Consider the following 19899-nt stretch of genomic DNA (forward strand, 5'->3'; position numbering starts at 1 on the left):
GGGGACGCAAGTGGAACTTCTACAATTGCACTATTTTATTGAGGTAGCCCGATTAGAGCACGTAACCGAGGCAGCCCAGAGCCTGCATGTTACTCAATCTTCATTAAGCAAAACGATTCAGCGACTGGAGGAGGATCTGGGAGCTCCTTTGTTTGATCGAACAGGAAGGAGATTGCGCCTGAATGAGTTTGGAAGCAGGTTCCTTCAGCGTGCGGAAAAAGCTTTGTTCGAATTGGAGCAGGGGAGACAAGAGATCAAGGATTTATTAAACCTGGAACAGAGGACACTTGAGCTAGCGGTGACAGCGGCCAGCAAGATTCCACAAATTCTCCATGAATTCCGGAAGAAGCGGCCGGAGATTCAATTTCACGTTCAAATGCTGGCCACCCACGAAATGGCGCTCCTTCTCCAAAGAGGAGAAGTCGATCTTTGCTTGTCTTCCCCTCCGGTCGAAGCAGAGGAGATTGAAAGCTTGATCGTGCACCGGGATCCGATCCTTGTTGCCGTTCCCATGGGGCACCGGCTGGCCACGCGGGCAAGTGTATCTTTAACGGAACTAAAGAACGAATGGTTTGTAGGCGTAAAACCCGGTTACGGAACACGGGATTTAGTGGATTCTGCCTGCAGGTTGATGGGATTTGTCCCCCAATACGTGTATGAAGGGGATGAACCTGCCCGGCTCAGCGCTTTAGTGGAAGCGGAAATCGGGCTAGCTTTTATGCCAAGCACGGCAAGAGACGTAAGAGATCGAATCCATTATGTCGCGATAGAGGATCACAAGCTGGAGAGGGAAATTGCCTTGTTGTGGCACAAGAACCGTTTTCTTTCACAGGCGGCAAGGGAATTTAGAGAAGTCGTTACCGAATATTTCGCCGGCGAAGCCAAACAGCAATTAGAACAGATAAATAATCCGAATAATTCTTAGTAGAATAATAAGAATTATTCTTTTCAAATGACAAGCTTTGTGAGAAAATAGGGCCAATAAACCGTTTCCTCATTTAAAACTTTAAATCATTGAAGGAGGATTTATCTATGTCCGAAGACCGCAAGCTGTCCTTTGAAACGTTAGCCGTACACGCTGGCCAGGAGGTTGATCCAACCACGTTCTCACGCGCCGTGCCGCTTTACCAGACCACTTCTTATGGATTCCGCGATGCCGAGCATGCCGCAAACCTGTTTGCCCTGAAAGAGTTTGGAAATATCTATACGAGAATCATGAACCCGACAACCGACGTGTTTGAACAACGGATTGCGGCTTTGGAAGGCGGGGCAGGGGCGCTTGCTACGGCTTCAGGTTCTGCCGCGATTTCCTTCTCCATCCTTAATATTGCCGGAGCCGGAGACGAAATCGTATCTTCTTCCAGCCTATACGGCGGCACCTACAACCTGTTTGCGCAAACGCTTCCTAAACTGGGCATCAAGGTGCATTTTGTTGATTCGGACAATCCCGAGAACTTCCGAAATGCCATAAACGAGAAGACCAAAGCAGTCTTTGCGGAGACGATCGGCAACCCGCAAGGGAACGTGCTGGACATCGAAGCGGTAGCTGCCATCGCTCACGAGCAGGGTCTCCCGCTGATCGTGGACAATACGTTTCCGAGTCCCTATTTGCTGCGCCCGATTGAACATGGAGCCGACATTGTCGTGCACTCGGCCACCAAATTTATCGGCGGACATGGAACCTCGATCGGCGGAGTCATCGTGGACAGCGGTAAATTCGACTGGAAAGCCAGCGGCCGCTTCCCGGGGTTGACCGAACCCGATCCAAGCTATCACGGCATAGTTTATACGGAGGCTGTTGGTCCAATTGCCTATATCATCAAAGCCAGAGTGCAGCTTCTGCGTGATTTGGGCGCTTCGATTTCGCCGTTTAATTCCTGGCTGCTGCTGCAAGGGCTTGAAACGCTGCATCTGCGCATGGAGCGTCACAGCCAGAATGCGCTGAAGGTTGCCCAATATTTGGAGGCCCATGAAGCTGTTGAATGGGTCAGCTATGCCGGTCTGCCAAGCCATCCATCCTATGATCTGGCGCAAAAATATTTGCCTAAAGGCCAGGGGGCGATCCTCACATTTGGGATCAAAGGAGGGGCTGAAGCCGGCGTCAAGCTGATCGGCAGCGTCAAGCTGTTCTCCCATCTGGCTAACGTGGGGGATTCCAAATCGCTGATCATCCATCCGGCCAGCACGACCCACCAGCAGCTTACCGAAGAAGAACAACGTACGGCCGGCGTGTTGCCGGAGCTGCTGCGCGTGTCGATCGGCACCGAATCTATTGATGATATTCTATACGATCTGGAGCAGGCTATCGCAGCGAGTCAGCGGTAAATACTAAGGTGCGACTAAGTGCTGTCCAGAACAAAGAAACCGGATGCTGTCTAAACAGACATCCGGTTTCTTTGTTTTCCTAAAATGACCTCTCAAACAGCAGCAAACTGGCACAATAGCTTTATAACGTTCTCCCGTTTAACCGGTTTGCTGATATATTCATCCATACCGGCTTCGAGACATTTCTCACGGTCCCCCTTTAAAGCGTTGGCGGTAACAGCAACTATACGGGGACATTTGTCCTTGAGACTCTCTTTGAGCATGCGCGTAGCTTCAAAGCCGTTCAGCACGGGCATGTGAAGGTCCATAAAGATGATATCATACGCCTTGCGGCTTACTTCCTCAATTACCTCCTGGCCATTGGTAACGACAGTGACCTCGTGCCCCAGCTTCTCGAGCATCTTGCTCATGACCAGGCGATTAATCGGATTATCTTCGGCCAGCAAGATCTTGGTATGAACCGTGTTCTGCTGAAGCAGCTCCAGAGTAGGGTGTCCCTCCGGAAGCTGGGAAGCCGGTTTGAATCCGATTGTGAAAATAAACGAAGAGCCTCTACTGCCGTCGCTTTCGGCGTAAATCTCGCCGCCCATCATCTGCACTAATTTGCGGCTGATCGCAAGTCCCAAACCGGTCCCTTCATGCCTGCGGTTCATAAAGCTGTCAATTTGAGCAAAAGGCTCAAAGATGTCTTCAAGCCGCTTGGGATCAATCCCGATTCCAGTATCCGTAACGGTGAAGACCAGTGTGTCCGGCTTCGTTCTAGCATGCTCGACCTTAACCGATATGCTGCCTGTAGGCGTAAATTTGACGGCATTGCCCAATAGGTTAATCAGCACTTGCTTCAGACGGTCAGGATCGCCATAGATGTGGTCGGGAACATCATGATTCAAGGTATAGGACAAAGCGAGCTTCTTCTCTTCCGCCCTCCCCGAGATGACGGAGAAACTTTCCTTGATACATAAGCGCAAATCAAAGGGTTCCTCTTGAAGTTCGGTCCGGCCGGCTTCAATCTTGGACAGATCAAGAATGTCATTAATAATGCCTAATAGGGTTTCACCACTTTGGCGGATGACTTCGATGCAGTTTCTTTGTTCTTCTGTAAGGTCAGGCGTATCCAGCAGAATATCCGTCATGCCGATGACTCCGTTCATCGGTGTCCGGATTTCGTGGCTCATCATGGCGAGAAACTCGCTTTTGGCTTTGTTTGTGCTTTCGGCCGCCTCTTTGGCCAGCAGCAGCTTTTTCTGTTCGGAAATGTCTTTGCAGATGAGGTAAAACCCTATATTCTGCTCGCTGACAAAGATCGGCGCTATGCTGGCCAGCACCTCAACGGCGTTGCCGGACTTGGTAAACAGCTTGTCGATATGATGTTCGATAGAGTTATCGTAAAGAGATTTCTCCAGAATTTTGTCTACATTCTCTTGACCGATCAAATTGGCGAGCTCCATCCCGATCAATTCGGTTTCGTTCACATAGCCGGTCAGTTCTTCGGTCACTTTATTGGTGTTGATAATCCGGCCGTCCAATCCAAAGGAAATAACAGCGTCATGATTGTATTTCTTGAGAGACGTATAGCGTTCAACCGATTCCTGCAGCCGCCGCTCCGATTCTTTCTGCTTAGTGATATCAATCATCTGGGCGATGTAATAAAGAGGTTTCCCCGCTGCATCACTGAAGAGCTTGACAGAGAGCAGCACCCACATGATTTCTCCGTTTTTCTTCAGGTATCTTCTTTCAATTTGGACCTCGTCGCCATCGCCCATTAAAGATCTCAAACCGGCAATGTCCGTGTCTGTTTCGTCCGGGTGAGCAAAGGTGCCAATCGGCCTGCTGTCAAACTCTTCTTTGGTATATCCAAACATCTTCTCCATTGCGGGATTTACGGTCAAAACCATGCCTTCCGGCGAAATAAGGCCAATGCCGAACGAAGCATGATCATATACTTGCTGGTTGAAGGTAACTTGGTTCAAATTCACGCGATGCATAACTTAACCTCCATTGCCTGAGTCAAAATCAGGTCGAAATATATCCAGGTAACGATGCTTATAACTGACTTTGATTATTACCCAAAACACCTTCTTATGAATCACTCGGCAGCCCTTAATGAAAAAAATCAGAAGTCATTTGAAAAATGGACGAGTTTCGCATAAGATGAAAGCGTTATCCTGTATATCGGAATCTATAATTCAGACCGAGAGGTGAGAGGAATGAAATACAGAAGACTAGGCAAAACCGAACTGAACGTTTCCGTCGTGGGTGTAGGCACATGGCAATTTGGCGGTGATTGGGGCAAGGATTATTCCCAGAAAGAAGTGGACAGCATTCTGGACCGGGCCCAAGAGTTGGGCATTAACCTGATCGATACCGCCGAGTGTTACGGACCCCATCATTTATCAGAGCGCTTTATTGGGGATTATATCTCGCGAGGCCGGCGTGAGGACTGGATTATCGCCTCCAAGTTTGGTCATCAATGGCATGAACATTGGGAGCATGCCTGGAACGTGGACCAGATTCGGGTTCAGCTGGAGGAATCTTTAAAAGCCCTTAGAACCGATTACATTGATCTTTATCAATTCCATTCAGGACCGGATGAAGTCTTTGATCAGGATGACCTATGGACGATGCTGGACAAGCAGGTGCAAGCCGGCAAAATCCGAAACCTTGGCATTTCAATCGGAAGCAATGATAACCTGCATCAGACCAGCAAAGCTAAGGAGCTGAACGCGAAAGCAATCCAGGTTGTTTACAACCGATTGGACCGTACGCCTGAACAGCGAGTTTTCCCATCCTGCCAACAGCAGGATCTTGGTGTACTCGCACGGGTACCGCTGGCCAGCGGCTATCTCAGCGGTAAATACAAGCCGGGAGCTGTATTTAAAGACAATGTTAGGAAAGGGCATAAGCGTGAAGAGATCGACGAGAAGATTAAGCTTGTGGAGCAAATCAGGCAGCAGGAAGTGCCTGAAGGCGTAGGCATGGCGGAATGGGCGCTGGCCTGGTGTCTGAAGAATCCGGTCGTAAGCTGCGTAATACCGGGCTGCAAAAGCCCGGAACAGGTCGAGGCTAACGCACGTGCAGCCGATCTGGAGCTGTAGCAGCAGGGATTTTTTGCTTAAATAATGAACAAGGGGCCGATTGACAACCTAAGAAAACCTTTTAAGCAAGGGGAAGACTGGCGGCACTCCGCCGGTCTTTTTCTTTACGGATCAATAGCCTACGAATTAAAGTAAAGATAGATACCAGACAGAGAGGAAGGACTGGAAGTGAAACTTCATTTCTTGAAAGTGAATCAGGCGGAACAAATAGCAGAATTGGCGGCATTGGCGGCAGAAATCTGGCGTGAACATTATGTTAGCATTATTACAATGGAACAGATCAATTATATGATCGATAAATTTCAATCTGTTCCTGCTATCATGGATCAAATCCAGAGACAAGGCTACGAGTATTATGTATTCCAGCAGGATGGGGTTAAGATGGGATATCTGTCGGTCAAGCCAGAAGAAGGGAAGCTGTTTCTGAGCAAGTTCTATGTGGCCAAAGAGCACAGGGGACACGGTTATGCAAGCCAAGCCTTTGCTTTCCTGGAGCAGTTGTGCGAAGATCACAAGCTAAGCCATATCTGGCTGACAGTCAATCGCCATAATACAAACAGCATAGCGGTATATGAGCGAAAAGGGTTCCGGATCATCCGGGAGCAAAAGGCCGATATCGGCAGCGGATTTGTAATGGATGATTATATTATGGAGAGAGAAATTCCAATGTCAGAAACGGCAAAGGGGTAATGTCCAGGGTGGAGAGTCGATTTAAGCAGTATCTCTTGGAGAACGATGATTTGCTGCGAGACTTACGTTTGGTAAAAGAGCTTCAATTGCCCCAAAGCTATATCGCAGCCGGATACATCAGAAATTACATTTGGGACAGGCTTCATGGATTTGATTATAGAGGACGGCACAGCGATATTGACGTGATTTATTATGACCCGTCCGATATTTCGGAGGACAAAGATACCCGGTTGGAATTGGAAATAAAACAGCTCACCGGTAATCCTAAATGGTCTGTCAAGAATCAGGCCAGGATGCATCTGCGAAATGGGGAACCGCCGTATTCCTCAACTTGGGAGGCTATGAGAAGATGGCCGGAAACCGCAACTGCGGTTGGAGCAAGGATGGATGAGGAAGATCAGCTGCAATGGATTTGCCCTTATGGGTTAAAGGATCTGCTTGAATTAATCGTAAGGCGCAGCCCGCTCTATTTGGATAGGGATGATTATTTGCAGCGGATTCGCAAGAAGGATTGGAAGAAAGCGTGGCCTTTATTGAATGTTATTGAGGATTAAATAAGGTTCTGCGGCAAGAAGAAAATAAAATTCGACTAAAGAAGTCGCCTTTAGGGCGGCTTTTTTTTTGCGCAGATAATAGTGGATATGAATTTGCCGATGATCCGTCATTCGGTTCAAATAATCCAATGCGAACATAAGGAACAATAGGGTCGAATGCATATATTTCAACTAAATGGAGATTGTAAAAAGAAATTAGCTAAAAATGGCTGCTTCAAGGTATTTTTGGAAAAGGATCTTCTTAGGAGCTTAAGCGATGACAAACAAAAGCAATCATATTCCCGGTAGAGCAAATGAGTTCACAGACCTCGTAAGAGAAACTTTAGGGCAGAGCCCGGATATTATTTACCGAGAAATTATATTAGGCTGCAAGCCGGCGCTAATTATTTACATCGAGGGATTGGGTGATCCACATGAGATGCTGGAAGCCATCCATCAGGATATGCCGCTTTATTTAGAGAAACAGGAACAGGCAGCAGAGGAGCTCTTAAAGCTGCTCAAAGAACGCACGATTACCTTGGGAAAGATCGGGGAAGTCAAGACGCTCACGGAGCTGGAAGCCAAAATTCTGAGCGGTAATACGATTGTCTATATTGATGGACTAGATAAAGCCCTTTATGTGGGAACGGAAGCTTTAAAGCAGCGCGGAGTTGAGGAGGCCACATCCCAGTCCGTAGTAAGAGGGCCGAGGGAAGGTTTCACGGAATCGCTTCGGGAGAATACGGCCCTGGTAAGAAGGCGGATCCAAAGTCGAAAGCTCCAGCTTGAAGAACGAATAATCGGAGACAATACGAACACACAGGTTGCCATTATGTACATGCAGGGGCTTTGTGATAATGAAGTCCTTAATAAGCTTAGAGACCGTTTGGATCAGATTCGTTTGGACAGCGTGCTCGAGAGCAATTATATCGAAGAGATGATTCAAGATCAGACTTACAGTCCTTTCCCTACCGTATACAATTCAGAGCGTCCGGATGTCATTGCCTCAGAACTACTCGAAGGCCGCATTGCAATCTTTGTTGAAGGCACGCCCTTTGTGCTTGTTGTGCCGGCCTTGTTCGCCCAATTCTTCCAATCCAGCGAAGATTATTACCAACGCGGAGATTTCTCCAGTCTCGTTCGGCTTCTTCGGTATTTATGCTTTGGGATCGCTCTGTTGACTCCTTCCTTCTATATTGCGATCACAACCTTTCATCAGGAGATGCTGCCTACCAATCTGCTTATCAGTTTGATCGGACAGCGGGAAGGGGTGCCGTTTCCGGCGTTCGTAGAAGCGCTTATTATGGAAATAACCTTTGAGATTTTGCGCGAAGCGGGGATCAGGCTGCCGAAATCGATCGGGCAGTCGGTCTCCATCGTAGGGACGCTGGTTATAGGACAAGCCGCCGTAGAAGCCGGTTTAGTATCAGCAGCTATGGTTATCGTCGTATCGATCACAGCTATTTCCAACTTTGCACTTCCTTCTTTTAACGTTGGCATCTCCACTCGAGTTCTCCGGTTTGCCCTGATGGGCATCGGAGCCTCATTTGGTTTGTACGGCATGATTATTGCCTTGATTATTCTTGGTCTGCACCTTTGCAGCCTGGAATCGATGGGAGTTCCATACATGACGTCCTTTGCTCCTTTCCGCTGGAAAAGCCAAAAAGACGTCATGCTGCGCTTATCTCAGCGGACCAAAAAGAAGTATCTGAATCTGCTTGCTTCTTATAACAAAAACGGACCAGAAATCTAATCAAGATAAGGGGGGGAACCGGGATGCTGGGAAGACTGCTGCTCATGACCTTTCTTCTCCTTACTGTCATCTTTACTCCGGGCTGCTGGAGCCGTAAAGAGCTGAATGAAATCGCGGTTGTTATGGCTTTAGGGATTGATAAAGTAGAGGGCGGCTATGCCTTGTCAGCCCAGGTGCTGAATTCGGGCGAAACGGATGCCAAACGGGGCGGCAACATGGGGAGTTTACCCGTAATTACTTATCATTCTGTCGGCGTAACCATCCCGGAAGCGCTTCAGCGAATGCACAGCCAAGCCCCCCGGGCGCTATATTTATCCCACTTAAGAGTCCTCATCTTTGGAGAAAATGTGGCCCGTCAAGGACTGGGAAATGCTCTTGACTTTATAGCAAGGAATTACCAGTTTCGCACGGATTTTTTTCTGCTTGTTGCCAAAGCCGGGAATGCCTCCGAAATCCTCGATGTGGTTACTCCTTTCGAATATATACCAGCGAGTTCACTTTATTCTTCGATTGTGGTTTCCCATGATAGATGGGCTTCGACAGGGAAAGTCACGCTGCAGGAATATATCACCGCAATGAAGCTTAGTGGTTCAGATCCAATCTTATCGGGGGTGGAGCTAAGCGGGAAACCAAACGAAGGGAAAAGCACCGATAACGTAAAAAAGATTACACCGGATACACTGATTAAACACACCGGATTGGGTGTATTTCGAGGGGATCGCCTGGTGGGCTGGTTAGATGAGGGTCCCAGCAAAGCTACGAACTATATTCTTAATGAAGTTGACCACACCGGCGGAGTTATAGAGTTTCCGGAAGGGATTATCGGCTTTCAGATCAACCAAGCTTCCAGCGACTTGCAGGTGCACCTCAATGCAGAAGGCAAACCTGAATTTAATGTTCACTTGAAAGTCGAAGCGGATCTAAGTACGGTTCAGTTCCCGATGAATCTCAATCAGCCTTCCAAGATTATTCAAATTGAGAAACGTATTGAAGAAAAATATAATACTTTGATCAGCAAAGCGATTAAGAAGGTTCAGGTGGATTATGGAGCGGACATCTTTGGTTTTGGAGAAGCCTTACACCGTAAATATCCAAAGAAATGGAAAGAATATAGAGGGAATTGGGATGATTCCTTTAAAGATGTAAAGGTAAGTGTGGACACAAAGGTTGCAATACGGAGGATCGGTTCAATTATACAGCCGGTCACTGAGGAGACGAAATAGCTATGCATTGGGATTTGCCTCTTCTGTTTATATTGGCCTTTTCCTTGATTGAAGGAATTTGGAGGAGCATAAAGCAGCGCTCGCTTGCCCATATCCTTGGCTTTTTCTCAATATGGACGCTTGCGTTAGCTGCCGTGATTGTCGATATGATGCAGCTGCCGGGGTTTAGGCCTTTGGATTGGATTGGTTTTGTTATGCAGCCTATCAATAAATTTATGCCTTAATGAGGAAGGAGTGAAGTGTTGTCATGATCAATCAGAATCAGATTTTCCCAAGGCAATTATTTGTCCTGACGTTCGGTTTGGTCGTAGGCACCTCAATTCTAGTGACCCCTTCCGGGTTGGCCCATACGGCGAGAGAGGATGCCTGGATCGCTTCGTTAGTCAGTTTATCCATCAATGTTCTAACAGTTTTGCTCTATATAGGGATCCTGCGCTTATATCCGGGCCGAACGCTCTTTCAAATTCACGAGGATGTTCTCGGTAAAATTCTGGGGAAACTCGTTAATCTGCTTTATCTGTTCTACTTCCTCATTCTAACCGGTACCTTGCTTGGCAATCTCGGTTTTTTCCTTTCTAGTGAAATGATGCCCGAGACACCGATTGAAGCGATTCAAATCATCTTTTTGGTGGCAGCTATCGTTTGTGCCCGTAAAGGCATTATTATTTTGGCTAGAGTAAGCGAATTAATGTTTCCTTGGATTGTGCTGCTCTTTCTGATATTGGCAAGCTCCTTAATCCCCCAAATCCATTGGAATCACATTAAACCTGTTCTGGAGGACGGTTGGATGCCCGTCTTTAAAGCCGGATTTCATTCCTCCATGTTCGAGGAAACCGTCGTCTTGATGACTTTTATTTCGATGGTTAACGGAAAAAGGAATCAGGAGCGGACGTTTGTCTTAGGAACAGCAGGGGGAGGGCTAGTGCTCTCTATCATTGTGCTGCTAAGTGTGCTGGTATTGGGGATCGAGCAGACAGAGAACAGTACGTTCCCGGCCTTTGCGCTGGCCAAAACCATTAATGTCGGCAATTTCTTTCAAAGGGTCGAGGGAATCTTGATTACGATCTGGATTCTCACTTTTTTTATCAAAATTTCTTTGCTATTTCTATCAATGCTTGACGGCTTGAAGGCTATGTTTGGACTTAAGGAACGCAAACTTTTTATTTATCCCTTGGCTATTTTGTTTATTGTTGTAGCTTGGAATACATATACGAACACAGTCTATGTGGGAAATATCATTCAAAAAGTTTGGGCCGGATACGCAATGCTTCACCTGCTGGCTATCCCTCTAATCGTTTGTCTGGTCGGATTGGTCAGAAAAAAAATGATCCCTACTGAGTCCCGGTAAAGGAAAAAATCTTTAATCTAATGGGGATTAATCTTTAATTTGTCCGGTTGTTATGTATGCGCTTACTTACTATAATTTGGGTGGAAAGGAGGCGAAACCCAAGATTAACATTTGCGATGAAGCGGAGTCTGGACAAACTGCGAGGACAGAAGACAACCAGCAAGGAGTAGCAGGCAAGTACTCACTAATCCAAATCCCAAATCTAGGAGGTAACGTTATGCTTAAATTCAAAAAGAAATGGTTGACGGCGCTTCTTACTGCGGCAATGAGCTTCAGCTTGTTTGGGGCAACTTCTTATGCTGCGACCGACTATTGGCAGAATTGGACGGACGGCGGCGGCACAGTTAACGCAACTAACGGAGCAAACGGCAATTTTAGTGTCTCATGGACCAACAGCGGCAACTTCGTAATCGGCAAAGGCTGGCAGACAGGTTCGCCTTCCCGCATAGTGAACTATAATGCCGGCGCCTTCTCGCCGTCCGGCAACGGATATTTGGCCTTCTACGGTTGGACAAGAAATTCCCTTATTGAATATTACGTTGTTGACAGCTGGGGAACGTATAGACCGACCGGAACCTACAAGGGAACGGTCAACAGCGACGGAGGAACTTATGATATCTATACAAGCACGCGCTACAACGCTCCTTCCATTGACGGAACCCAAACCTTTACCCAGTACTGGAGTGTCAGACAGTCCAAGAGACCGACTGGCAGCAACGTGCAAATCAATTTTGGCAACCATGTCAATGCATGGAGAAACCATGGCATGAACCTGGGCAGCAGCTGGGCATACCAGGCGATGGTCGTTGAGGGTTATCAAAGCAGCGGCTACGCGAACGTAACGGTGTGGTGATCGGATTCTTTTTCATATAGCAAATGAAGGAAGCGCCTCTGGCTATTCAACTGTTTAGGGGCGCTTCTTCTTCACCCAAACGATTAAAGGAGATCGTGGAATGAAAAATCTACTCATCGTCCTGATCCTGGCCTGTCTCGTCACTGCTACCGGCTGCTCGCATGCAACATCTGGAAAGGAGAAAAATCAGCCAGATTTGGACAACGACGACTTGGTGCTGGTTAAAGGGGGGACGCTCACGACGGACCCATCCGATTCAAATGGAAAAGAGGTGACATTACCCGATTTCTATATCGGACGGTATGAAGTCACTCAGAAAGAGTGGGCCGAAGTTATGGGCAATGACCCTTCCCAATTCAAAGGCGATAACTCGCCGGTAGAAATGGTGAGCTGGTATGACGCTATAGAATACTGCAATAAAAGAAGCGAACAAGAGGGGCTTCAGCCCTATTATCATATAGATAAAGATACGCCAGATCCGAATAATAAAAGCGAATATGATTATTTGAAATGGAACGTTACGATTAACAAGGGGGCAAATGGCTACCGTTTGCCGACTGAAGCCGAATGGGAGTATGCCGCAAGCGGTGGGCAGCTCAGCAAAGGTTATACTTACAGCGGAAGCAATCAGGCGGATGAAGTTTCCTGGTATTGGCGAAATTCGGGGGACAAACCTTTATCCGGCGACTGGAGCTGGCCTGCTATCGAGAGCAACAAGGGAAGACCCCATGCTGTCGGCGAGAAGAAAGCCAATGAGCTGGGACTCTACGACATGTCGGGCAACGTCCGGGAATGGTGCTGGGACTGGTTCGAGGATGCGGATACGGCAAGCGGCTCTTACCGGGTTGTGAAAGGCGGCGGTTGGATCGGTGATATCAGCAGCGGCGAGGTTTCTTTCCGCGGTAAATTCGAAGCCAGCGGCTACGGCCCCGATCAAGGATTTCGGGTGGTTCGGGGAACATAGGAAATCAAGCGGAAGCAGGAAGCAAAGGGGCTGATCAGCTCTGCGCGTATTCCAGCTTCCGTTTTATTTTTCCGCAATAGTGTTGTACTGCGTCAGCCTGCTAATGTTTTTTCAGACGGACAAAGCGACATGGAGGAGCCTCCAACATACACTGTTCTCATGTTTGGGCAAATGTTGGCATGTACAATTTGAGAGGAGCAAAGGAATGTTGAGAAGCACCGCAGTCCCCCGCCGTTATGAATCAAGGATGAATCTGCTGGAGACTGAAAAAGCGATTTCGGAGGTTAAAAGTTATTTCGAGCAGCAGCTGAAGGATCAACTCCGGCTCACGAAGGTTTCTGCACCTATCCTGTTGAAAGCCGGGAACGGGATGAACGACAATTTGAACGGAACAGAACGGATCGTTTCTTTTGACGCCTTGGATCTCAAGGAGGGTCCCGTGGAAGTGGTTCAATCCCTGGCAAAGTGGAAACGTATGGCTTTGGCCCGCTACGGCTTTACCTATGGGGAAGGGTTGTACACCGATATGAGGGCCGTAAGACGGGATGAAGTGATGGATAATCTGCATTCGGTTTATGTCGACCAGTGGGATTGGGAGAAGGTTATTTTTGATGGCAAACGTACGATGGAGACACTCCAATTAGAAGCGCGCAAAATCTATAGAGCCGTTAAAGGAACCGAACAATATATCTGCCGTCAGTTTACCTGCCTGAAGCCCGTTTTGCCGGACGCTCTGTTCTTTATAACGACTCAGGAGCTCGAGGATCAATATCCGAACCTTTCTCCGCAGGAAAGAGAAAATGAAGTCGCCCAATTGCATGGAGCTGTCTTCATTATGCAGATTGGAGGCCGATTGAAGTCCGGGGAAGTCCATGACGGCCGTTCTCCGGATTATGATGACTGGTCCTTAAACGGGGATCTCGTGTTATGGAACCCGGTGCTGGAAAGGGCGTTTGAAATTTCCTCCATGGGCATTCGGGTGGATGCAGACACCTTGAAGCAGCAGCTGAAGGCAAGCGGCTGCGAAAATCGTTTGGAGCTGTTTTTTCATCAGGCGGTATTGAACGGCGAACTTCCAGCTTCTATAGGCGGCGGGATCGGCCAGTCCAGACTTTGTATGTTCCTCTTGGGCAAAGCTCATATCGGCGAAGTCCAGGTATCGGTCTGGAATCAGAGGACGCGGGAGGAATGCCGCGAGAGAAACATCCGGCTGCTGTAAACGGAGCGAGCAGCAGCCGGCCCCTGCTTAAGCAAGCAGGGTTTTTTTTATTTCCGGTTCCGTGTATTTCCTTTGGCTGTTTAAGGGACAAGCTGTCTGCAACGTTTCCTTCTTGACCCCTCTGATGAAACCGCTTATTCTATAACTTATTAAAAGTATTATAATAAGTGTGGAAAGGAGGCCGCTTTTTTTGAATCCGATTGTCCATAATACGATTCAAGTCAAGAAGATGAATCAGGAGCTTGTCCGCCAGGCGCTCAAAACGATGAAACAGGGGACAAAATCCATGGTCGCGCAGGCAACGGGGCTCAGCATAGCCACCTGCGGTAATCTGTTAAACGAGCTGCAGGAGCTTGGCGAGCTGATTAAGCTGGATGTGGAAGAGTCCAGCGGCGGCCGTCCGGCCAAGCTGTACAGATATAATGTGGATTTTTCTTATATTGCTTGTCTTATCATTAAATCGGGTGAACAGGCTCATTCGATCACCTATACTGTCGCCAACCTGGCTGGAGAAACTATAGAGAAAGGCTATCAGGAAAATAAGCGGATGGATCCGGCAGTCATCCACCAGCTTGTGGATCGGCTGATCGAACTGTTTCCTCAAATTCGGGCTGTAGGAATTGGAGTTCCGGGCGCCGTGAATCAGGGCATCGTCAATATCAGCGAAATCCAAGAATTGATGCATGTCCCATTGGAAGCTCCGATCCGGGACAAACATGGAGTAGAGGTCATCGTCGAAAATGATATGAATCTTACGGTGTACGGCTACTACCAGAAGCAGGACTATGAGGAGGAAGAGACGGTTGTAGTCGCCACCTTTGATCAAGGCTGCTTTCCCGGGGCAGGCATCATGGTGAACGGCCATATCCATAGAGGCAGTACCCGCTTCGCAGGGGAAATTTCTTTCTTGCCGTTCGGGATGTCTTCCGAAGAGCAATTTCGACAGCTGCATGACCGGGCTACCTTTTATGAACTGGTTGGACGTGCCGTATCCAGTTTGACGGCCGTTTTGAATCCCAAGACGGTTGCCCTTACGGGGAGTCTGGTCTTTCCCTCCGACATTGATCGGATTCGCCAGGAATGCCGGAAATCTATTCCGGATATGCATATGCCGCAGCTGACCCTGCTTGAACATCCTGACGAGGATTATGGGTACGGTCTGATAACAATGACCCTGGAAAGTCTAGCCTATTCGCTCCGGATTGTAGATAAACGGCGGTGAACAGCCAAAGCACGGGTTATTTTCTCGTTTTAGCAGAAGAGAGGACAAGGTGTTGGACATGAAAACCGAAAAACAAAAAATGCTGGCTGGCGAACTCTATGAGGCTTGGGATCCTGAATTGACCCGTGAGCGGGAATATGCGAGAAGGATGACACGCATATACAATCAGACCAGCGAAACGGATCATGAACTGCGGGAAAGCCTTCTGAAGCAGCTGCTTGGCCGGACCGGTCAGCGGGTGGGGATGGAGCCGAATATCCGTTTTGATTATGGCTACAACATTTATGTAGGCGAGAACTTTTTTGCCAACTTTGACTGTACCATTCTGGATGTATGCGAGGTGCATATCGGAGACAACTGTATGTTTGGACCGGGAGTTCATATCTATACCGCAACACACCCCATAGATCCGTATGAACGGATCAAAGGCCCGGAATTGGGCAAACCGGTTAAGCTCGGGGACAACGTCTGGGTGGGCGGCCGGGCGGTTATTAATCCGGGTGTGACAATTGGCAGCAATGTCGTTATTGCTTCGGGTGCCGTCGTCACAAAGGATGTCCCGGACAACGTGATCGTTGGAGGGAATCCGGCCAAGGTGATCAGAACAATAGAGATCGGGAGTAACTAAGATGGCAAGCATGTTCTTAATTATTATTTATTTGGCTTTTATCAGCCTGGGAATTCCGGATTCGCTGCTTGGGGCGGCATGGCCTTCGATGCGGACGGATTTAGGGGCTTCATTTGGTTTCGCCGGCATTATGTCGATGGTCGTGGCCGGAGGAACGATTGTATCCAGTCTAGCTAGCGGAAGTTTACTTAGGCGAGTCGGCGCGGGGAAAATCACGTTAATAAGCTGCCTGCTAACCGCTGCAGCATTATTGGGGTTCTCTCTGGCCCCTTCTGTAATCTGGCTGACTGTGCTGGCTATTCCGCTTGGGCTTGGCGGCGGTGCCATTGATGCAGCATTAAATCATTATGTAGCTGAACATTATAAGGCCCACCATATGAACTGGCTGCATTGTTTTTGGGGTGTCGGGGCAACCCTTGGACCCATTATCATGTCTTATTTTATTGCTGAGCATAATTCATGGCGGAACGGCTATAGCGCTGTATCCAAGATTCAATTCTCACTTGTGGTTATTTTATTCGTTACTCTCCCTTTATGGAAACGTATTGCGGCCATGAAGGAAATTGAGCAGGCCAGACATCCGCAAGACCAATCCAGGCCTGATTCGGAAATAACCTCTTACAGGGGGAACGTGTTTCAGATCAAAGGGGTAAAGCCTACACTTATTTCATTCCTGTTTTATTGTGGTGTTGAAACCACGGTGGGATTATGGGGAGCCAGTTATCTTGTTGGCGCCAGAGATATGTCGGCGGAGACGGCTGCCGGATGGATCTCTTTATATTACGGGGGCATAACGATAGGAAGACTGATTACCGGGTTCATTACGCTGATGGTCCACAATCGGGTGCTCATCCTTTTCGGCCAGATTGTGGCCATAGCTGGCGGACTCATGCTGCTTGCACCTTTGCCTTCCTTATTTCTGATTGGCATCATTCTGATTGGAGTTGGGCTTGCGCCTATTTATCCGGGACTTCTTCATGAAACGCCTGCCCGCTTCGGCCGGGAACATTCCGCCAAACTAATGGGCTATCAGATGGCAGTTGCTTATACGGGTTCGACCCTACTCCCGCCGCTGTTCGGGTTTATTGCAGGCAGAACCAGCATCGGATTATTCCCATTTGTTGTCCTGGCTTTCCTTATTTGTATGTTGATGAGTGTGGAGAAAGTAAACCTGATTTTGAACAAACAAAAAGAAGGCCAATCTTTAACGGGTGGCTGATTCGGGAGAATTTAAAAGGGAACCGTCACGGGCGAATAACGCCGATCAAGGTTCCCTTTATTTTTTTACTCTTCTATAAAGAGCTAAAAACGATATTGCGCAGCTTGCGTGTAATCGCCATCGTGCCGGCATCCTTCTTCTGCACCATAAACAGGATGGTCAAACCGTCTTGAGGGCTGTTGGCGAAATAAGCGCCCAGCCAGCCGTCCCAGCCGTATTCGCCTGGGCTGCCGAGAAATCCGGCTTTGCCGGGATCGGTCATGATCCGCATCATATTGCCGTAGCTGTGACCTTGCAAGGTGTGCCAGGTATTAAAGCCTTTCTGCTGCCGGGAAGTTAAAGCAGGTGAGGTTAAATATTGGACTGTTCGGGGTGTCAGCAGCCGGTCTCCTTTGAAGCTGCCTTGGTTCATCAGCAGGGTCGTAAATTTGGCGGCATCATCAATCGTAGACGCAAGTCCCGCACCACCCGACTCGAATGCCGGATCACGGTCCATTTGGTGATGGATGCCAAGATGATTGCCTGCATACCTCTCCAAGCTGTCCTTACCATCATCCTGATAGGTCTTGACGAGGCGGTCTCTCTTGGGCTCCGGCACCCAGAATCCGGTATCTTTCATTTCCAGCGGGGCAAAGATCTCCTGCTGCAAAAAGGCCCCAAACCTCATTCCTGTTACTGCTTCAACGATCGCGCCGAGCACATCGGCAGAGGCTCCGTATTGCCAGAAGGAGCCCGGCTCAAACGAAAGAGGGACCTGCCCGAGGCGGTTAGCGAATTCCATGGTGCTCATGGGCTGATCTCCGTTCAAACGCCGGTCCAGCTCCTGGAATAAGGCGGCCGTCTGCTGCCCGGCTTTACCGGCTCCTCCATATCCTAAACCCGAAGTCATGTTCAGCAAATCATGAATGTTGACTTCCCGGCCAGCCGGGACCAGCTCGTTGTTATTCTCAACCAACGGACTGCCGAACCCCGGAATATAACGGCTTACGGGATCAAACAAATCGATCTCTCCACGTTCCATCAGCAGCATGATCGAGACGGCGGTAACCGGTTTTGTCATGGAATATAAACGAAAGATGGAATCTCTTGTAATAGGACGACCAGCCTCAAGATCGGCAAAACCTTCTTCATGGTAAAAAACCTCCTGGCCATCCTTGATGACCAGGAAGTTTGCACCGGCGATTTCCTGATTTGCAAGGCTTGCCTTCATCGTTTGGATGAGTAGGTTGGTTTTGTTTGGCGGCAGCATGTTCTTGTCGCTCCTTTCAAATCAACTTTTTGCCAAAGTCTAACGATTCCGTTCACTGCGCCGGGCAAAGAACGTAGCCAGAGCAGAACCGGAGATGTTATGCCACACGCTGAAGATCGCGCTGGGAACAGCAGCTAAAGGGTTGAAGTGAGCGGCGGCCAGCGTGGCGCCAAGTCCTGAATTTTGCATGCCGGTCTCGAACATAATCGCTTTCCGTTTGCCAAGATCCATGCGGAATAGTTTGGCGAACAGGTAGCCTAGCAAATACCCAAGGCCGTTGTGCAGGACAACTACAGCAAAGATCAGCAGTCCGCTGTCCAGAATTTTGGAACGGCTGCCCGCGACGACGATCGAAACGATCAGGACTATAGCGATCGTCGAGACAAGCGGAAGTGCCGGCACACTGGCTTCGGCCTGTTTTTTAAATATAGCTTTAACAAGGACACCGAGCAGAATTGGGAAGATAACCACCGTCACAATATCCTTGATCAGGGAACCGGCATCAATATCCATCCATTGTCCAGCCAGCAGGCTGATCATGGCAGGGGTTGCCAGCGGCGCGATCAAAGTGGACACGGAGGCGATCGAGACGCCCAGCGCCACATCGCCTTTGGCCAGGAGGGTCATCACATTAGATGAAGTCCCGCTGGGGCAGCAGCCAACCAGAATGACACCGACGGCGATATCCGGCGGGAGCTGCAAAATTTTGGCCAAAGCAAAGGCCAGAAGGGGCATAATGATATAATGGCCCACCACGCCAATGGCTACATCCATCGGACGCCGGAAGACCTCGCGGAAATCCGCAGAGGACAAGGTAAGTCCCATACCGAACATCACGATACCGAGAAATAGGGAGATATACCCTTTAAGTCCGAGAAAAACTTGAGGCATCAGAAACCCGAGACAGGCAAACACGATAACCCATACAGAAAAAGTGCCTCCGACAAACTTGCTTACTTTCGCTAGTGAACGCATGCTGTACATCCCTTTCAACTGATTTCTTTGTTGTGTTCGCAGTACCTGTTAGTGCTGTAAAGCGGCACACGAATTATGTAGTTTTCATATTGTACTATAAATCTTACATTTTAGGGGATTTTTTTGAATAGGGAAGATAGGGTATAACTTGGCCGTTTGATGATTGACTTCATAGACTGCAGCAAATAGAATGGGTTGTAATATTATTCCTTAGGTAGAGGAGCTAACGATAGAATGGCACAATTCGAAAATGTCACCGTGGTCAAGGAAGCTAATATTTACTTTGACGGTAAAGTAACCAGCCGCGCTGTCCTGTTCGCAGACGGCACAAGAAAGACGCTCGGCATCATGCTTCCGGGAGACTATGAATTCGGTACGGACAGCATAGAAATTATGGAGATTTTGGCGGGTGATCTGAAAGTTCTCCTGCCAGGGGAGACGAAGTGGCTGCATATTCAAGGCAAAGGAGAATTCACCGTTCCTGCGAACACGAAATTCAAACTTCAAGTGGCGGCTGTAACCGACTACTGCTGTTCTTACGTCTCTGAATAAAAAAATTGATCTTTACCCTCCAATCGGGACATTCTAATCTGAGGTTTTGCA

The 19899-nt window shown here is 48.4% G+C and carries 19 protein-coding genes; 16 read left to right on the plus strand and 3 right to left on the minus strand.

What is annotated here, in order from left to right; genetic code table 11:
- Window positions 1-10 precede the first annotated feature (10 nt).
- Window positions 11-925 (plus strand): LysR family transcriptional regulator, encoded by a 915-nt coding sequence (locus tag AWM70_RS07540; protein WP_068695145.1) that lies wholly within the window; start codon window positions 11-13, stop codon window positions 923-925.
- Window positions 926-1032: 107 nt separating this feature from the next.
- The gene (locus AWM70_RS07545) at window positions 1033-2325 is read left to right on the plus strand and encodes a homocysteine synthase (protein WP_068695147.1); all 1293 of its coding nucleotides are present in this window, start codon (window positions 1033-1035) and stop codon (window positions 2323-2325) included.
- A 92-nt stretch (window positions 2326-2417) separates the two neighbouring features.
- On the opposite strand, the gene AWM70_RS07550 is transcribed toward AWM70_RS07545, so the two are convergent.
- On the minus strand, window positions 2418-4310 hold the full coding sequence (locus AWM70_RS07550) for a PAS domain S-box protein (RefSeq protein WP_068695149.1): 1893 nt from the start codon (window positions 4308-4310) through the stop codon (window positions 2418-2420).
- A gap of 222 nt (window positions 4311-4532) precedes the next feature.
- Between AWM70_RS07550 and AWM70_RS07555 the strand changes: the two genes are divergently transcribed.
- The 13 genes from AWM70_RS07555 (at window position 4533) to AWM70_RS07615 (ending at window position 17072) form a co-directional block, all read left to right on the plus strand.
- Window positions 4533-5420 carry an aldo/keto reductase gene (locus AWM70_RS07555; RefSeq protein ID WP_068695151.1) on the plus strand — a complete coding sequence of 296 codons (888 nt, stop codon included), beginning with the start codon at window positions 4533-4535 and terminating at the stop codon, window positions 5418-5420.
- A gap of 168 nt (window positions 5421-5588) precedes the next feature.
- A complete protein-coding gene (locus AWM70_RS07560; RefSeq protein ID WP_068695153.1) occupies window positions 5589-6110 on the plus strand; it encodes a GNAT family N-acetyltransferase in 522 nt (173 codons plus the stop codon).
- Complete coding sequence (locus tag AWM70_RS07565; RefSeq protein ID WP_068695155.1) at window positions 6110-6664, plus strand: nucleotidyltransferase family protein; 555 nt, start codon at window positions 6110-6112, stop codon at window positions 6662-6664. Before AWM70_RS07560 ends, AWM70_RS07565 begins: the two co-directional genes overlap by 1 nt.
- 256 nt (window positions 6665-6920) lie before the next feature.
- Window positions 6921-8396, plus strand: coding sequence for a spore germination protein (locus AWM70_RS07570; RefSeq protein ID WP_068695157.1), 1476 nt, complete (start codon window positions 6921-6923; stop codon window positions 8394-8396).
- 23 nt (window positions 8397-8419) lie between these two features.
- Window positions 8420-9619, plus strand: a complete 1200-nt coding sequence (locus AWM70_RS07575) for a Ger(x)C family spore germination protein (protein ID WP_068695159.1) — start codon at window positions 8420-8422, stop codon at window positions 9617-9619.
- A 2-nt stretch (window positions 9620-9621) separates the two neighbouring features.
- Entirely contained in the window at window positions 9622-9843 is a 222-nt protein-coding gene (locus AWM70_RS07580) for a hypothetical protein (protein WP_068695160.1), read from the plus strand.
- A 23-nt stretch (window positions 9844-9866) separates the two neighbouring features.
- On the plus strand, window positions 9867-10967 hold the full coding sequence (locus AWM70_RS07585; RefSeq protein ID WP_068695163.1) for a GerAB/ArcD/ProY family transporter: 1101 nt from the start codon (window positions 9867-9869) through the stop codon (window positions 10965-10967).
- A gap of 217 nt (window positions 10968-11184) precedes the next feature.
- Window positions 11185-11820, plus strand: coding sequence for a glycoside hydrolase family 11 protein (locus AWM70_RS07590; RefSeq protein ID WP_068695165.1), 636 nt, complete (start codon window positions 11185-11187; stop codon window positions 11818-11820).
- A gap of 100 nt (window positions 11821-11920) precedes the next feature.
- Complete coding sequence (locus AWM70_RS07595) at window positions 11921-12784, plus strand: formylglycine-generating enzyme family protein (protein ID WP_068695167.1); 864 nt, start codon at window positions 11921-11923, stop codon at window positions 12782-12784.
- Between the two features lie 205 nt (window positions 12785-12989).
- Entirely contained in the window at window positions 12990-14003 is a 1014-nt protein-coding gene (asnA, locus tag AWM70_RS07600; RefSeq protein ID WP_068695169.1) for an aspartate--ammonia ligase, read from the plus strand.
- Window positions 14004-14193: 190 nt separating this feature from the next.
- The gene (locus tag AWM70_RS07605; protein ID WP_068695171.1) at window positions 14194-15225 is read left to right on the plus strand and encodes an ROK family protein; all 1032 of its coding nucleotides are present in this window, start codon (window positions 14194-14196) and stop codon (window positions 15223-15225) included.
- 58 nt (window positions 15226-15283) lie between these two features.
- Window positions 15284-15853 (plus strand): maltose acetyltransferase domain-containing protein, encoded by a 570-nt coding sequence (locus AWM70_RS07610; RefSeq protein ID WP_151208734.1) that lies wholly within the window; start codon window positions 15284-15286, stop codon window positions 15851-15853.
- A 1-nt stretch (window position 15854) separates the two neighbouring features.
- Window positions 15855-17072 carry an MFS transporter gene (locus AWM70_RS07615; RefSeq protein WP_068695173.1) on the plus strand — a complete coding sequence of 406 codons (1218 nt, stop codon included), beginning with the start codon at window positions 15855-15857 and terminating at the stop codon, window positions 17070-17072.
- 73 nt (window positions 17073-17145) lie between these two features.
- Here the strand turns inward: AWM70_RS07615 and AWM70_RS07620 are convergent, their stop codons facing one another.
- On the minus strand, window positions 17146-18321 hold the full coding sequence (locus AWM70_RS07620; protein ID WP_068695175.1) for a serine hydrolase domain-containing protein: 1176 nt from the start codon (window positions 18319-18321) through the stop codon (window positions 17146-17148).
- 39 nt (window positions 18322-18360) lie between these two features.
- Window positions 18361-19296, minus strand: coding sequence for a bile acid:sodium symporter family protein (locus tag AWM70_RS07625; RefSeq protein WP_068695177.1), 936 nt, complete (start codon window positions 19294-19296; stop codon window positions 18361-18363).
- Between the two features lie 234 nt (window positions 19297-19530).
- Here AWM70_RS07625 and ppnP point away from each other — a divergent pair, with 234 nt between their 5' ends.
- Window positions 19531-19848 carry a pyrimidine/purine nucleoside phosphorylase gene (gene ppnP / locus AWM70_RS07630; RefSeq protein WP_068695178.1) on the plus strand — a complete coding sequence of 106 codons (318 nt, stop codon included), beginning with the start codon at window positions 19531-19533 and terminating at the stop codon, window positions 19846-19848.
- The last annotated feature ends 51 nt before the right edge of the window (window positions 19849-19899 follow it).

Origin of the sequence: Paenibacillus yonginensis, assembly GCF_001685395.1 — a bacterium.
Classification (GTDB): domain Bacteria; phylum Bacillota; class Bacilli; order Paenibacillales; family Paenibacillaceae; genus Fontibacillus; species Fontibacillus yonginensis.

Excerpts from the sequence above, each read along its gene's own strand:
- AWM70_RS07545 (WP_068695147.1), top strand. The coding sequence starts at position 1,033 with ATGTCCGAAGACCGCAAGCTGTCCTTTGAAACGTTAGCCGTACACGCT.
- AWM70_RS07550 (WP_068695149.1), bottom strand. The coding sequence starts at position 4,310 with ATGCATCGCGTGAATTTGAACCAAGTTACCTTCAACCAGCAAGTATAT.
- AWM70_RS07555 (WP_068695151.1), top strand. The coding sequence starts at position 4,533 with ATGAAATACAGAAGACTAGGCAAAACCGAACTGAACGTTTCCGTCGTG.
- AWM70_RS07565 (WP_068695155.1), top strand. The coding sequence starts at position 6,110 with ATGTCCAGGGTGGAGAGTCGATTTAAGCAGTATCTCTTGGAGAACGAT.
- AWM70_RS07570 (WP_068695157.1), top strand. The coding sequence starts at position 6,921 with ATGACAAACAAAAGCAATCATATTCCCGGTAGAGCAAATGAGTTCACA.
- AWM70_RS07575 (WP_068695159.1), top strand. The coding sequence starts at position 8,420 with ATGCTGGGAAGACTGCTGCTCATGACCTTTCTTCTCCTTACTGTCATC.
- AWM70_RS07580 (WP_068695160.1), top strand. The coding sequence starts at position 9,622 with ATGCATTGGGATTTGCCTCTTCTGTTTATATTGGCCTTTTCCTTGATT.
- AWM70_RS07585 (WP_068695163.1), top strand. The coding sequence starts at position 9,867 with ATGATCAATCAGAATCAGATTTTCCCAAGGCAATTATTTGTCCTGACG.
- AWM70_RS07590 (WP_068695165.1), top strand. The coding sequence starts at position 11,185 with ATGCTTAAATTCAAAAAGAAATGGTTGACGGCGCTTCTTACTGCGGCA.
- AWM70_RS07595 (WP_068695167.1), top strand. The coding sequence starts at position 11,921 with ATGAAAAATCTACTCATCGTCCTGATCCTGGCCTGTCTCGTCACTGCT.
- asnA (WP_068695169.1), top strand. The coding sequence starts at position 12,990 with ATGTTGAGAAGCACCGCAGTCCCCCGCCGTTATGAATCAAGGATGAAT.
- AWM70_RS07610 (WP_151208734.1), top strand. The coding sequence starts at position 15,284 with ATGAAAACCGAAAAACAAAAAATGCTGGCTGGCGAACTCTATGAGGCT.
- AWM70_RS07615 (WP_068695173.1), top strand. The coding sequence starts at position 15,855 with ATGGCAAGCATGTTCTTAATTATTATTTATTTGGCTTTTATCAGCCTG.
- AWM70_RS07620 (WP_068695175.1), bottom strand. The coding sequence starts at position 18,321 with ATGCTGCCGCCAAACAAAACCAACCTACTCATCCAAACGATGAAGGCA.
- AWM70_RS07625 (WP_068695177.1), bottom strand. The coding sequence starts at position 19,296 with ATGCGTTCACTAGCGAAAGTAAGCAAGTTTGTCGGAGGCACTTTTTCT.
- ppnP (WP_068695178.1), top strand. The coding sequence starts at position 19,531 with ATGGCACAATTCGAAAATGTCACCGTGGTCAAGGAAGCTAATATTTAC.